This window comes from Rhodococcus sp. P4_F3_2 (assembly GCF_056401335.1).
The window spans coordinates 339,962-353,145 of record NZ_JBFUJN010000005.1 but is presented as its reverse complement, the minus strand read 5'-3'; the positions used below and the strand labels follow the sequence as shown (position 1 = coordinate 353,145).

At 62.4% G+C, this 13,184-nt stretch carries 14 protein-coding genes; 3 read left to right on the top strand and 11 right to left on the bottom strand.

Translation table 11 applies throughout. The annotated features are described in order from the left end of the window. Window positions 1-11: 11 nt before the first annotated feature. From lpdA to pdhA, 4 genes are read right to left on the bottom strand one after another with little or no spacing between them, the layout of a single operon-like run. Window positions 12-1,421, bottom strand: coding sequence for a dihydrolipoyl dehydrogenase (gene lpdA, locus AC1DWA_RS07980; RefSeq protein ID WP_477846540.1), 1,410 nt, complete (start codon window positions 1,419-1,421; stop codon window positions 12-14). Continuing rightward, the gene (locus AC1DWA_RS07975) at window positions 1,421-2,644 is read right to left on the bottom strand and encodes a dihydrolipoamide acetyltransferase family protein (protein WP_070384794.1); all 1,224 of its coding nucleotides are present in this window, start codon (window positions 2,642-2,644) and stop codon (window positions 1,421-1,423) included. The genes lpdA and AC1DWA_RS07975 overlap by 1 nt, the downstream gene beginning before the upstream one ends. Then, window positions 2,641-3,645 carry an alpha-ketoacid dehydrogenase subunit beta gene (locus AC1DWA_RS07970; protein ID WP_477846539.1) on the bottom strand — a complete coding sequence of 335 codons (1,005 nt, stop codon included), beginning with the start codon at window positions 3,643-3,645 and terminating at the stop codon, window positions 2,641-2,643. Before AC1DWA_RS07970 ends, AC1DWA_RS07975 begins: the two co-directional genes overlap by 4 nt. 2 nt (window positions 3,646-3,647) lie before the next feature. Continuing rightward, entirely contained in the window at window positions 3,648-4,775 is a 1,128-nt protein-coding gene (pdhA, locus tag AC1DWA_RS07965) for a pyruvate dehydrogenase (acetyl-transferring) E1 component subunit alpha (protein ID WP_477846538.1), read from the bottom strand. A 154-nt stretch (window positions 4,776-4,929) separates the two neighbouring features. On the opposite strand from pdhA, the gene AC1DWA_RS07960 reads away from it, so the two are divergent. The 3 genes from AC1DWA_RS07960 to AC1DWA_RS07950 are packed head-to-tail and all read left to right on the top strand — an operon-like array spanning window position 4,930 to window position 6,594. Then, the gene (locus tag AC1DWA_RS07960; protein ID WP_020971454.1) at window positions 4,930-5,400 is read left to right on the top strand and encodes an Lrp/AsnC family transcriptional regulator; all 471 of its coding nucleotides are present in this window, start codon (window positions 4,930-4,932) and stop codon (window positions 5,398-5,400) included. A 46-nt stretch (window positions 5,401-5,446) separates the two neighbouring features. Then, window positions 5,447-6,271: an MbnB/TglH/ChrH family RiPP precursor modification enzyme gene (locus AC1DWA_RS07955; protein ID WP_069146757.1), complete on the top strand. Its 825-nt coding sequence runs from the start codon at window positions 5,447-5,449 to the stop codon at window positions 6,269-6,271. Continuing rightward, entirely contained in the window at window positions 6,268-6,594 is a 327-nt protein-coding gene (locus AC1DWA_RS07950; protein ID WP_019746170.1) for an SCO6045 C-terminal-like domain-containing protein, read from the top strand. The genes AC1DWA_RS07955 and AC1DWA_RS07950 overlap by 4 nt, the downstream gene beginning before the upstream one ends. Here AC1DWA_RS07950 and AC1DWA_RS07945 read toward each other — a convergent pair. From AC1DWA_RS07945 to AC1DWA_RS07915, 7 genes are all read right to left on the bottom strand, one after another. Then, on the bottom strand, window positions 6,583-7,377 hold the full coding sequence (locus AC1DWA_RS07945; protein WP_020909834.1) for a family 1 encapsulin nanocompartment shell protein: 795 nt from the start codon (window positions 7,375-7,377) through the stop codon (window positions 6,583-6,585). The two genes, AC1DWA_RS07950 and AC1DWA_RS07945, sit on opposite strands and share 12 nt — an antisense overlap. Beyond that, a complete protein-coding gene (locus AC1DWA_RS07940; protein ID WP_044480584.1) occupies window positions 7,374-8,432 on the bottom strand; it encodes a Dyp-type peroxidase in 1,059 nt (352 codons plus the stop codon). Before AC1DWA_RS07940 ends, AC1DWA_RS07945 begins: the two co-directional genes overlap by 4 nt. Before the next feature lie 68 nt (window positions 8,433-8,500). Next, the gene (locus AC1DWA_RS07935) at window positions 8,501-9,457 is read right to left on the bottom strand and encodes an SMP-30/gluconolactonase/LRE family protein (protein WP_020971457.1); all 957 of its coding nucleotides are present in this window, start codon (window positions 9,455-9,457) and stop codon (window positions 8,501-8,503) included. Between the two features lie 33 nt (window positions 9,458-9,490). After that, a complete protein-coding gene (locus tag AC1DWA_RS07930; protein ID WP_020971458.1) occupies window positions 9,491-10,447 on the bottom strand; it encodes an alpha/beta fold hydrolase in 957 nt (318 codons plus the stop codon). 1 nt (window position 10,448) lies between these two features. Next, a complete protein-coding gene (locus tag AC1DWA_RS07925; protein ID WP_003942502.1) occupies window positions 10,449-10,823 on the bottom strand; it encodes a nuclear transport factor 2 family protein in 375 nt (124 codons plus the stop codon). Between the two features lie 65 nt (window positions 10,824-10,888). Further along, entirely contained in the window at window positions 10,889-11,500 is a 612-nt protein-coding gene (locus AC1DWA_RS07920) for a HEAT repeat domain-containing protein (protein WP_477916566.1), read from the bottom strand. 88 nt (window positions 11,501-11,588) lie between these two features. Next, the gene (locus tag AC1DWA_RS07915; RefSeq protein WP_029256798.1) at window positions 11,589-13,094 is read right to left on the bottom strand and encodes an MFS transporter; all 1,506 of its coding nucleotides are present in this window, start codon (window positions 13,092-13,094) and stop codon (window positions 11,589-11,591) included. Between the last annotated feature and the right edge of the window lie 90 nt (window positions 13,095-13,184).

Here is a 13,184-nt window from a genome sequence, read left to right as displayed (position 1 = left end):
CTGGTCATGGTTCAGCTGTGCGCGTGCAGTGGTGTTCCCGCGAGTGCGAGCATGGCCTCGCCCAACGCCTCGTTCTGGCTGGGGTGTGCGTGGATGAAACGCCCCACCTCATCGGGAAGTGCTTCCCAGGCGACGGCCAACTGCGCCTCACCGATCAGTTCACCAACCCGGTCGCCTACCAGGTGGACGCCGACGACGGGACCTCTGGTTCCGCTGCGAATCACTTTGATTCCCCCGGTGGTTCGCAGGATCTGACTCTTGCCGTTACCCGCCAGGTCGTAGACGACGGTGGAGATGTCGCCGTACTGCGTGCGCGCCACCTCTTCGCCGAGTCCGACTGATGCAACTTCGGGATGTGAGTACGTCACGCGAGGAATCAAGTGTTCGGCGACCGGTATCGGATCCTTCCCGGCGATCTGTTCAGCCACAAAGTTTCCTTGTTGGAAACCTCGGTGCGCCAACGCAAGACCGGGCACGATGTCGCCGACCGCGTACACACCGTCCACGGACGTACGGAGGCGTTCGTCGGTGACGACAAAACCCTTGTCGAGGCTGATTCCGTTTTCTTCGAAACCGTTACCGTCCGTGCGGGGTCCGCGGCCGACGGCGACCAACAGTAGGTCGGTATCGACTATCGTTCCGTCACCTAGTTCGATGCGGACCGAATCGGCTGCTTCTTTCGCGGAAACGATCTTTGTGTCTGTCTTACAGACGATTCCGCGTTTCCGGTAAGCCCGCTCCAGCTGCTTCGACGACCACGGGTCCTCGGCGGCGATCAGTCGGGGGAGTGCCTCGACGATCGTGACTTCGGCGCCGAACGAGCGCCAGAGGCTCGCGAACTCGACGCCGATGACACCGCCACCGAGCACTGTCGCGCTGGTGGGCACCCGATCGAGTTCGAGCGCCTGGTCACTGGTGAGGATCCGGCGGCCGAGTTCTATGCCGGGCAGTTCCCGCGGATACGAACCTGTGGCCAGAACGAGTGATGTTCCGGTATAGCGGGTTCCGTCGACGTCGATGCTTCGCCCACCGACGTACGTTCCGTATCCGTTGACGATAGTGATCTTGTGTTGCGCCAACAAACCTTGCAGCCCGCTGTACAGCCGCTCGACTGTTCCGTTCTTGTAGTCGTGCACCTGTGCGATGTCGATGCCGTCAAAAGATGCTCGGACTCCGAATTGCTCACTGGTGCGTGCCGAGTCGGCGACCTCGGCGGAATGCAGCAGCGCCTTGGTCGGGATGCATCCGCGGTGCAGGCACGTTCCGCCGACCTTGTCCGCCTCGATCAGCGTGACCGACAATCCGAGTTGGGCGGCGCGGATGGCGCAGGCATAGCCGCCCGATCCTCCACCGAGGATCACGACATCAATGTGCTGTTCTGCAGTTGTCATCGGAGCCTTGGTCATCGGAGGCTTGGTCATCAGAGCCTTCCCAGGACGCGGATCGGGTTCTCGATGTAGTCACCGAACAGCCTCAGGAATCCGCCGGCTTCGCCTCCGTCACAGACGCGGTGGTCGAAGCTCAACGAGATCTGAGTGACCTTACGGACGGTCAACTCGCCGTTCACCACCCACGGCTTGTCGATGATGCGCCCGATCCCCAGAATTGCCGCCTCGGGGTGATTGATGATCGGAGTCGATCCGTCAACCCCGAATACCCCGTAGTTGTTGAGCGTGAACGTGCCGCCGGTCAGGCGGGCGGGTTCGAGTTTGCCGTCGCGCGCAAGGTCGGTGGTCACCCGAAGTGCTTGTGCGAGTTCGACGGTGCTCAGGGCGTCCGCATTTCGAATGACCGGTACCATCAATCCCTTCGGTGTCTGTGCGGCAATTCCCAGGTGGATGCGGGCGTGTCGAACGATCTCGCCTCGAGCAGTATCGACCGACGAGTTCAGTTCGGGGTACTGCGCCAACGCCGCGATGGTCAGCCGAGCCAGGAGCGCCATCAGGCTGATCTTGTCGGAATCGGGCAGTGACTTGTTGATCTCGGCTCGCGCCGCCAACAGTTCGGTGGCGTCGACGTCGACCCAGGTTGTCGCGTCAGGGATCTCACGGCGGCTGGTGGACAGCTTGTCGGCCACCACCTTGCGAAGCCCCTTGATCGGGATGCGTTGGTCGCTCACGTGCGACGTTTCCGTCTCCGGGCCGGTGTTCGACCCGGCCTCGACGTCAGCGCGCGTTATCACCCCGCCGGCACCGGATCCGGAGAGCAAGGAGAGGTCGATATCGTTGTCAAAGGCCAGTTTACGAACGATTGGTGAGATCACGCGTACCGCCGAAGGAGTCCGACGTCGGCGTCTCGGTGCATCCTCACTGGTGCCGTAGCCGATCAGGACATTGCCCGAACCCGCGCGTTCCTCTTCACGGTAACGCTCGTGGTTGGCCGAAACGACCGCGTCGACACTGCCGCCACCACTCACAGTGATCAACGGCGTGCCCACCTTCAAGGTGTCGCCGTCCTTGCCATGTAATTCGACGACGGTCCCGGCGAACGGGATAGGCACGTCCACAGCAGCTTTCGCGGTCTCGACCTCGACGACGATCTGATCGATGGTGACCACGTCGCCAACCTTGACGTGCCACTCCGCAATATCGGCCTCGGCCAGACCTTCACCCAGGTCGGGGAGCATGAATACCTGATTGCTCATGCCGTCACCGCCCAACGGGTGTCCGGGGCGTCGTTCCACTGCAGACGGTCGACGGCGTCCAGGACACGGTCGACGCTGGGCAGGTGGTGACGCTCGAGCTTCGGCGCGGGGTAGGGGATGTCGAATCCGCTGACCCTGAGCACCGGAGCGTGGAGATGGTGGAAGCATCGCTCCTGCACGCGAGCAGCAATTTCCGCACCAACACCGGCAAAGCCCTGCGCTTCCTGGATGACGATGCAGCGTCCGGTCTTTCGCACCGACGCGGTGACCGTCTCGTCGTCGAACGGCACTATCGACCGGATGTCGATCACCTCGATGTCGCGGCCCTCGGCCGCAGCAGCCTCGGCGGACTTCAGTGCAACCTCCACGGACGGACCGTAGGCAACGAGCGTCGCGTCACGACCGGGGCGCCGGACGACGGCGCGCCCGATCGGCTCCCGTGCGGTCAGTTCGACATCGGCTCGCGAGAAGTACAGCTTCTTGGGTTCGAGGAAGATCACCGGGTCGGGGTCCTCGATCGCCGAACGTAGCAGTGAGTACGCATCTTCCACCGTGGATGGCGCCACGACCTTCAGGCCGGGCGTGTGTGCGTAGTAGCCCTCGCTGGAATCACAGTGATGCTCCACCCCGCCGATACCGCCGGCAAAAGGAACACGGATGACTATCGGAATCGACAGTGCACCCTTGGTACGGTTGCGGAACTTTGCGACGTGGGAGGCGATCTGCTCGAATGCCGGATAGGCAAACGCGTCGAACTGCATTTCCACGACCGGACGAAAACCAGCCATGGCCATGCCGATTGCGAATCCGATGATGCCGGACTCGGCGAGGGGAGTGTCGAAGCATCGGTCGTCGCCGAAGTCGCGGGTGAGGCCGTCGGTGACGCGGAAAACGCCGCCCAGGGTGCCGACGTCCTCACCGAAGACGACAACGTTGTCGTCCGCAGCCAGAGAGTCCCGTAGCGCAGTGTTGAGGGCCTGAGCCATCGTGAGCATGGGCATGGTCAGTGTCCCCCTGTGTCAGCGGCTTCGGCGGCAAGTTCGGTTTCGAGTTGGGCTTGTTGCTCACGCAATTGCGGTGTCTGCTCGGCGAAGACGTACCGGAACAGATCGAGCGGATCGTGCGGGCGGTCGACGTTCATGCCGGCGCGAAGTGTGGCGGCCTCGGTTTCTGCCTCTGCGGTCAGTGATTCCACGAACGCGTCGTCGATCAGATCGTGTGCGCGCAGATACTTTTCGAGACGCGGCAACGGGTCTCGCCCTAGCCAGCTTTCCACCTCGGCGCTGTCGCGGTAGCGGGTGGCGTCGTCGGCGTTGGTGTGTGCGTCGATGCGATAGGTGTGTGCCTCGACGATCACCGGCCCGTTTCCGCTGCGGACGAAGCGCGCCGCCTCGTCCATGACGGCCATCATCGCAACAGGATCGTTGCCGTCGACCTGCTCGCTGCCGATCCCGTAGCCGACACCCTTGTGCGCTAACGTCGGTGCTGCGCTTTGACGTGACAACGGCACGCTGATCGCAAATCCGTTGTTCTGCACCAGAAAGACGACCGGCGCCTTGAAGACGGCGGCGAAGTTCAGCGCTTCGTGGAAATCACCCTCACTGGTGGCCCCGTCGCCGCAGAGCGCCAGCGCGACGGTGTTCAGGCCCCGTCGGGACTCCCCGTAGGCCACCCCCGCTGCATGCAGCAATTGCGTTGCCAGCGGGGTGCACTGCGGCGCACTGCACAGCGCTACCGGGTCGTACCCGCAGTGCCAGTCGCCGGCAAGCATGCTCAGAATCTGCACCGGATCGACACCCCGAGCAGCCAACGCCATCGAATCCCGATAGGTGGGGAAGAGCCAGTCACTCGGCTCCAGACTCATCGCTGCCGCGATCTGGCATGCCTCCTGCCCTCGCGAGGACGGATACACGGCCAAGCGCCCCTGTTTGGTCAGCGCCGTCGCCTGCTGGTCGAAACGTCTGCCCAGGAACATCTTTCGATACATCTCGATCAGGCGATCGTCGCTCGGTTTTGCGTAGCGGGCCTCGCTGCGCGTCAGTTCTCCAGCAGGGTCGAGGTACTGCACCGCGGAATCGGCCGGCAGGAACTTTTGATACCGCAGTTCCCCCAAGGGCTCGACAAGAGTCACTTCTACCTCCAGAAGACGTTGTGTCCATCAGTATTCGCACTTCGGCGACGTAATGGCAGAAGGCGTCGAAGATTCAAGACAAACGGCCTATCATGAGGATTCGGGCAGCAATATGTCCATCAACCGACTCGACTACCGAAGCAGGAATGGACAGATGGCCACCGAACCGCACGCTCTCGATGCGATCGACCGCCGCATCATCGCCGAACTGGTCGCAGACAGTCGCATCTCCATGCGTGCACTGGCCGAGAAGGCGCACATATCTCGCGCTCACGCCTACGTCCGCATCGAAAGGCTCGAGGACGCTGGAATCATCACCGGATTCACGACGCGGATCGCCCATGAGAAGGCCGGACTCGGCTCCTCGGCGTACGTGGCGCTCTCGATCAGGCAGCACTCGTGGCGAGGTCTGGCTGCGTCGTTGAAGGCACTGCCGTTTGTCGAGCACTTCTCCCTCCTCGGCGGCGACTTCGACGTTCTGGTGCTGGTTCGAGCCCCGGACAACCAGGAACTACGCCACACCGTTCTCGAAGAACTCCAGGGACTCGACGGGGTTCTCTCGACCAAAACGTGGCTGATCTTCGAAGAAGGCAACGGTCCGGGACCCAACTGGTTGCCCGGCTGATCCGTCTATAGTCGCCGTTAGCAGTTGCACATGGGAGGTGACTCGAATGACCCTGTACGGCCTGGGAATCGGTTGGCGTCCCGAGGTATCCGGAATCATCGCGCAGCTAGACGGCCTGGCATTCTGCGAAGTCATTGCCGAATCCATCGGAACCGAGATACCGCCGCACCTCGGTTCGCTGGGAGTTCCGGTGGTCCCGCACGGAATCTCGCTCTCCCTTGGCGGGGCCGAGGCGGTAGATCAGGCACGGATCGATCACCTTGCGCATGCAGCCCAGCTACTGGACGCCCCCTTGGCGAGTGAGCACATTGCATTCGTGCGGGCGGGCGGCATAGAGGCCGGGCACCTGCTCCCACTGCCACGCACCTACGAAGCGATCGATGTCTTGGTACGCAACATCACCCGCACTCAGGACGGTCTACCGGTGCCGTTTGCCGTCGAAAACGTTGCCGCCCTTTTCGACTGGCCCGACGACGAGTTGACCGAAGGGGAGTTTCTCTCGGAGATCGTCGAACGCACCGGGGCTCTGCTGGTTCTCGACATCGCGAACGTCTATGCCAATGCCCTCAACCGAGGGCGTGATCCCTGGGCCGAGCTGATCCGGCTACCACTCGAGCGAATCGCATACTGCCACATCGCCGGTGGCAGCATCAGCGACGGCAAATACCACGACACGCATACCGATCCTGTGCCCGAAGCCGTGCTGGAACTCCTTGCGCAGTTCACCGCCGCCGGTCACCATCCCGCGATCATGCTCGAGCGCGACGGAAACTATCCGCCGGCACTGGAATTGCTCGACGAGCTCGATGCCATCGCCGACGCAGCGGGTCTGGATCGCATCACCGCGGGCACCGATTGGTCACGCACATGAGCACGCTCGGTGAGCGTCAAGAAGCGCTTATTCGCGCTCTGGTGGCAGGCGGCGAACTACCCGAAGGCTTCGACAAAGACGATGCTGCCGTTGTCTCGACGGCACTGCTCCGAAAGCGCGCAGGAGAAGTGGCGCACCACCTTCCGGTCGTGCGCCACACTCTCGGCGATCGCTATCTTCGGTTGTTCACAGCGTGGGCCGACGGACGGCCGAAGACGTCTTCGCACGCGGACGCCCAGGCTTTTGTCGCCCACCTCCAGGACATCGGCGAACTGCCTCGCTCGCCCTGGCATCAGAGGTTTCGAAGGCTCTTACGCAAGTGAGACAACGGCTTCGCTGGTGTACATGAGGAACGTCATCGATTCCTGGAAGTACAGCTCGACGGAGTTCGCATCGTGCGAGAGGTAACCGATGGACAGGTCCTGGCCCAGATGCAGTTCGTAGTCACCACCACGCGTCGACAGCAGGAAAGCGCCGTCGATGGCCGGGGCCCAGATGATCTCGCCGTCGAGAACGCGTCGCAGGTGCTCGCGGATGGGGTAGCCGTGATCGGAGGTCTCGTTGATCGCGGTGAACGCGTCGGCGTTCAGGAGCAATGAGTACGGTCCGTTGACACCGGCCAGGCGCAGCGACGTGATCGCCTGGCTGATGGCCTCCGGGTAGTCCTTGGCGTCGATGGGGAGCTTCAATTCCGGGTTGGAACCGCTCGCCCGCACGCCGGTGATGCTGGCTGCGGGGTATCCCTCGAAGATGGCGCGGTCCTCGGCGAACGCGATCTGCTTGGCGGCATCCTTGACCGGCTGCCAGTCGGAGTCCTTGGCGCCGCGTTCGACGTCGTCGATGGCCTGACGGCTGACGGTGAACGGGACCCGCAGTTCGATGACCGGCTGCGACTGACGAGCGTGTGCGATGACGCCGTCGGCCAAGGGATTGATCGGCACCTGATGTCCGAGCGGGATGGCCGCAAGATCGTCACCTGACGGGCCCTCCACGTCCACCACACGACGACCGGCGACGTGGCGCTTGAAGGTACGGCTCGCCTCTTCTTCGATCTCGGCCCAGGCTGCTGCCGAAATGGGTGCTAGGTCGCGGTGCAGGTTTGTCATTGCTGGGCACTCCTTTTGAGGCTGCCGATTCCGAGAGAACCGTCAGAGATGGGCGCTGTGAACGTCGCTTCGGGAACGAGCCTGGTCGGCGCGTCCGGGGGGTCGTCGAGAAAGTCCGCCGTCGGAACGAAGAAATTGATTCCGGTGACGGCGGTGGAGAAATCGAGAATGCGGTCGTAATTGCCGACGGGATTCCCGATGAACATGTTGGTCAGCATCTGCTCGGTGACCGTCGGCGACGCCGAGTAACCGATGAAATAGGTACCCATCTCAGCGGAGCCGACGTGGCCGAACGGCATGTTGTCGCGCAGAATCTGGATCTGCTCACCGGATTCGTCTTCGATGACGGTGAGTGCGGTGTGTGAGTTTGCCGGTTTGGTGTCGTCGTCCATCTCGAGATCTTCGAGCTTGGAGCGTCCGATGACGTTCTCCTGCTCCTCGACGGGCAGTGAGTTCCACTCCGACATGTCGTGGAGGTACTTCTGGACGATGACGTAACTGCTGCCTGCGAAGTCCGGATCCTCGTCACCGACGGTGACCGCAACGTAGGCGGCCTGCCCGGACGGATTCTCGGTGCCGTCGACAAAACCCATGAGGTCGCGTTGCTCGAAATACTTGAACCCGTGGACCTCGTCGATCACCGACGCGGCGCCGGCCAACCTGTTGGTCACAACCGTGGCGAACTCGAAGCACAGGTCCATCTGACGGGCCCGGATGTGGAACAACAGATCGCCCGGTGTGCGGGGAGCGTGGTGTTTGTCACCGGTCAACTCGACAAAAGGATGCAATTCTGCCGGCCGTGGACCCTCGAACAGACGGTCCCACGCATCCGAACCGATGCCGACGACGGCGGCCAAGCCACCGGCGGGAACCCGGAATCCGATCGAGCGTTGCAGTCCGGAAATATCGGCCAGAACGTCGTGAACTGCCTGCTCACCACCCTCGTCGATGGTGAAAACCAGGAAGATCGCAGCTTCGGTGAGCGGGGTCAGCAACGGCTGCGGTATCGCGGGAAGGGCCACTTCGGCCTCGTCGATCTCACTCGTTTCCGCCATGCAGACCAGTATGGACGATTCCGGCAGTCCCGGCATCAGTAGTGGGTAAGACGAGTGAAGGTGTCGCGTTACGGTGTCGCGGCCTGGGCACCCGCATCGAAGCCAGCCGGAATCTCGAAGATCTTTCCGTCGAACCCAGCGCGGTAGAGATGCCCGCTCGCGAATCCGGAATTGCCGCGCCCATAGGTCAACACACTCGACGCCTGCAGTCCGCTGGTGAGCGAGCAGTACTGGCCGGGTCCGTCGATCCGCCACACCTCACCACTGATGTCCGTGGGAACGATTGCGCGATCTCGCGAGTCCAGGGTCAAACCATCTGGGGCAGAGAAGGTTTCGAGACCACCGAGATCGACCAACGATTCCGAATACCCTGGATTGTCGACGGAGATGCGGCTGACACCCGGGTTTGCGAACGTGCGCGAGACGTAGAGCCAGCGATTATCAGCGCTCAGGGCTGCGCCGTTCGCACTCGGGAAAGTCGCCCACGCCGGGTCGACGGCACCGCCTGGACTGACCTTACCGATCAACGAACCGAAATCGTTGGTGGCATAGATCGTTCCGTCGTGCGCGACGGCGAGGCCGTTTGCAGCGCTCAGACCACCGGCGATCGGCGTCACGGCACCCGAGTTCACGTCCACCCGCGCGACCGACGCAGCACGCGTCAGATCGCCGATCAGCACGCCGGCGTTTGCTCCGGTTCCCACCAGCAGTGAACCGTCCGGGCTCCACGCGAGTGCGCCCGCACCGCCGGGAACCGTCGCGATCGGAACTGCGGCCTGACCAGGCGCGTCGACGCGGAAGATTCGACCACTCACCAGGTCTGTCGTGTACAGGCGACCCTGCCCGTCCACGGTGACACCCTCGAGGGCTGCGCCCGGAATCTGGGCGCTGAGGATTGCGGGGGACGATCCAGGGCAGGGCGGCGCGGCCGCGGCACCGGACACACCCAGAGCCAGAAGCGAACCGGCAACAAGAGCACCGGTGATACCTACCCGAATACCGCGATCGAAGATCCTGGTGCGCATCTGCGCAACGCTAGACCTTCGGCCCGATTTCGCCTAGAGCGACCGAAGGAAAGAGATCAAAAGTTCATTGACCTCGGAAGCACGTTCCTGCTGTACGAAGTGCCCCGCGCCGCCGAGAAGGTGCACACCCCGCAGGTCGGGGACGGTGTCCTTCATGCGGTCCAATGCCTTGGGGCCGCTCATCGCGATGACCGGATCCTCGGCGCCCGCGACGAAGAGCGTCGGGACGTTCACGTGCGCGCCGTCCAAATCCGCACTGCGTTCCCAATTGGCGTCGTACGCCCGGTACCAGTTCAAACCACCTGTGAAACCCGTTGCAGTAAAGGTCTTTACATAAACATCCAGATCGTCCTCGGTGAGCCACGACCACGGCAATGCAGGCGCCTCGGGCAGTACGTCGAGGTAGCCGTTTCCTTCGGCCGGGTTCTTCCAGACGTCGAGGTACCGGTAAGCCCCGGAGAGGGCATGGAAAAGCCGTTGAAGGAACTCACGTGGACGGGCGTCGAGTTCGCGCTCCGCGACACCCGGTTCCTGGAAATAGTGAATGTGCAGAAAATGCTTGCGCGCCATCGCGGCGTAGATGGTCGAGGGTTTTGCGGGAAACCTGTCGGGCGCATAGGGGACCGCCAACGAGACAAGCCCCGCAACACGATCGGGATGGCGCAGAGCGGTGGTCCACGCGACGGGCGCGCCGAAATCGTGGCCGACGAACACCGCTTTGTCGATTCCGAGAGCGTCGAGTAGATCGATCAGCCGGTTCGCGACGGCATCGTTGGTGTAGTCCTCGACCACTTCGGGGCGGGTAGTGCCGCCGTAACCGGGCATGTCGAGTGCGATCGCCCGAAAACCCGCTTCCGTCAACGCTGCCGACTGATGCCGATAGCTGTACCCGAGGCCGGGAAAGCCGTGACACATAACCACAGCTGCCCCAGAACCGGAATCGTCAATCTGCCAACGGAATCCGTCGACATCGATCGTCTTGACCGTCATGTCAGGCGGTGATCATGTCTTCCTGGTTCCAGAATGCACGCATCGACAGGATCTTTCCGTCGTCGTCGAAGGTCATGACGTCGATGGGTGCGATGGTCAGGGTCTGCTCGCCGAGCTTGGTGATCAGCGAGAAGTGGAATGCCGCTTCGTTTCCGGCGATGCGGAGGGTCTGAAGGTGAGCTTCCTGGTCGAAATTCTCGATCACGGAGTAGAACTCGAGAATGGACTCGCGGGTGGTGCGAACGTCGGTACCAACCGGGTCTTCAACGGTTGCACCCTCGGCATACAGGGCCACAACCTGGGCGGCAGTGCCCGTGGCAACTGTCTCGATGTAGGCGTCGACGGTCTTGCGGATTACCTCTGCGGACGGTGCCATGGTCTACCCCTCGTAGTTAGAACAGGTTCTAATTCTGAGGATAACCTACGTCTCTGGTCCACGGGTCAGGTTTCGAGCACCTTGCGCAGGCGAGCCTTCTTCCGGTTCTCCCGGACGATCCAGACGACATCGGCGTCATCCGACGCCTCCAGGGAGACGAATGCCGGCAGGGCATTCTCCGGATCAGCCGCGACCGCGACGCTCCAGCAGTATCCGAGCGCCTGCCGGAGAGTACGTGTGTCGGCGTCACGACGGGCATCAGCTGGTTGCGAGACGATCCACTCGGTAGCGTCTCGGCACACCTGGACGGCCAGCGCAGCGTTGGTCCTGTCCTTCAGCAACCGTGGCTCGCAGATCCCGGCAGCCGCTGCGCGCAGCGTCAATGGATGGGTGGAGCGCGCCCACTGCTCGATGATCGCCCGGAACAATTCCGGATCCGTGTCGCCTATCGCTTGAACGGCCATCGCGGCAGCTTCACGTGCACGCCACGAAGCACTGGTGGTCGCCTCCGTCAGACTGTCCAGAGCAGCCTCGTCGCGCGAACGAACAAGAATGAATCCGAGCCCGACGATCCCACAGCAGCGGATGTATTCGTCTTCGGACTCCACCGCCTGCAGGAAGGTTCGCGCGCGGGCCGGGCAATCCTGAACGCTCCTGCAGATAACTCCACAGTTCATCGCCGTCCAGATCCGCGAATGTCATGGGCGTCCTTTCCTCAGTACACCCAATCCTGTCAGCCCGGATCTACACGCGCAGCATTTCCGATCAGTGAGCAGGGAGAAGGGACGTCTCCTGCGCCGCGCCGTCTTCTGCGCCGATCTGGACGATGTTTCGCGGCAGGAATACAGCTGCGATCGCACCGAGAACTGCTGCAGCAGCACCGATCAGGAACGCGATACGCATGCCCTCGTCGGTGTAGAACACAGCGCCCTCCATCGCCATCGCGATGTGCGAGTTCAAGACCGTGAAGGCGATGACGGGAAGCACTGCGGGGAAGATGCTCTGGAAGACCGCGACCATGCTCGCCGTGGTTGCCTGCAACTGCGGCGGCACTGCCTCGATGAGCAGGTTCGGAATGGAGGCGTAACCCATACCCATACCGACACCGAAGATTCCGGCAAAGATGATGAGCAGCGGCTTGTTGTCGTGAATGGTGGCCGTCAAGGTGAATCCGACTGCCATGAGTATCATTCCGATGATCATCAGCAGACGGGGTCGAATGTTGCGGCCGACCAGGAAGCCCACGATCAAGCCGCCGACCACCACCATGCCGCCAAGGGGCGCCTGGAAGATCGCGAATCCCTCTGCTGTCACGCCGAATCCGTATCCCAGGCCGAGAACTGCTGGCGTCATCACCATCATCGGCAGCAAAATCGTGAAGACTCCCGACGCGCCGTAGCAGAACCCGGCACCGACGGCGGTGAGCATCACCGAACGCTTGCCGAAGTAGCGCAGGTCGATCAAGGGCTCACGGATGGCTCGGGCAGAGGCAACCCACGCCGCCAGCAGTGCGACGCCACCGATCAGATAGGCCAGCGTCGAACCGTTCTTCCAGCCCCAGGTCGGTCCGAAGCTGACGCCGATCAGAATTCCGGCGATGCCCGATCCGAGTAGTACCGCACCGATCAGGTCCAGCGAAGAACGCAGTCGTACAGCTGATTCCGCCGTCGAAGCGAAGATCATGCCGCCGAGCAAAACCAAACCGATGACGAAGAACCAGAAGATGCTCCGGAACCCGTGGTTGTCGATCAACCAACCGGTGAGGAACGGCGCCGGAATAGCGATCAGGCCCATGCCGGAGGTTGCAATACTGACAGCCAGCGCAACGGTTTTCGGCGGAAAGACATCTCGAATGAGGGAGTAGCTCAGGAAGAGGCAGGGAACGAGCAGACCAGTCAGGGACCGGCCCAGAATCAAGACTGCATAGCTCGGCGCAATCGCCGAAATGAAGGAACCGACCGCCGCGCCGGCGACCGCAAAGAGCAGGACTTTTCGTTTGCCGTACATATCTGCGAGCTTGCCGAGCAGCGGAGACGCGACCGCCCCCAGCAGCAGGAACGACGTGAGCAGCCAAGCGCCCTGCGTTGTTTGATAATGCACCGAGATGGCGGGCAGCGCCGTGGAAATCATCATGTAGCTCACCGCGAGCATTTCGAGAAGAAGAACGATCGACGCCAGCGAGAACACCAGTCGCGGAGTCCACCGCTCCGGTATCGACGTCGATTCGGGCAGACTGGGAGACGAACCGTCGCTGTGGACATGAGACGCCATGGCTGAAGAATCCTTTCGGGACACCTGCGAATTCGATTGACCCCCTGCCGAATACCGTCGGCCGGGGCCTTGCGGGGAAGTGCAGTGGAA

Excerpts from the sequence above, each read along its gene's own strand:
- AC1DWA_RS07945 (WP_020909834.1), bottom strand. The coding sequence starts at position 7,377 with ATGACAAACCTGCACCGCGACCTAGCACCCATTTCGGCAGCAGCCTGG.
- AC1DWA_RS07960 (WP_020971454.1), top strand. The coding sequence starts at position 4,930 with ATGGCCACCGAACCGCACGCTCTCGATGCGATCGACCGCCGCATCATC.
- AC1DWA_RS07950 (WP_019746170.1), top strand. The coding sequence starts at position 6,268 with ATGAGCACGCTCGGTGAGCGTCAAGAAGCGCTTATTCGCGCTCTGGTG.
- AC1DWA_RS07930 (WP_020971458.1), bottom strand. The coding sequence starts at position 10,447 with ATGACGGTCAAGACGATCGATGTCGACGGATTCCGTTGGCAGATTGAC.
- AC1DWA_RS07925 (WP_003942502.1), bottom strand. The coding sequence starts at position 10,823 with ATGGCACCGTCCGCAGAGGTAATCCGCAAGACCGTCGACGCCTACATC.
- lpdA (WP_477846540.1), bottom strand. The coding sequence starts at position 1,421 with ATGACCAAGCCTCCGATGACCAAGGCTCCGATGACAACTGCAGAACAG.
- AC1DWA_RS07970 (WP_477846539.1), bottom strand. The coding sequence starts at position 3,645 with ATGCCCATGCTCACGATGGCTCAGGCCCTCAACACTGCGCTACGGGAC.
- AC1DWA_RS07920 (WP_477916566.1), bottom strand. The coding sequence starts at position 11,500 with ATGAACTGTGGAGTTATCTGCAGGAGCGTTCAGGATTGCCCGGCCCGC.
- AC1DWA_RS07940 (WP_044480584.1), bottom strand. The coding sequence starts at position 8,432 with ATGGCGGAAACGAGTGAGATCGACGAGGCCGAAGTGGCCCTTCCCGCG.
- AC1DWA_RS07915 (WP_029256798.1), bottom strand. The coding sequence starts at position 13,094 with ATGGCGTCTCATGTCCACAGCGACGGTTCGTCTCCCAGTCTGCCCGAA.
- AC1DWA_RS07955 (WP_069146757.1), top strand. The coding sequence starts at position 5,447 with ATGACCCTGTACGGCCTGGGAATCGGTTGGCGTCCCGAGGTATCCGGA.
- AC1DWA_RS07975 (WP_070384794.1), bottom strand. The coding sequence starts at position 2,644 with ATGAGCAATCAGGTATTCATGCTCCCCGACCTGGGTGAAGGTCTGGCC.
- AC1DWA_RS07935 (WP_020971457.1), bottom strand. The coding sequence starts at position 9,457 with ATGCGCACCAGGATCTTCGATCGCGGTATTCGGGTAGGTATCACCGGT.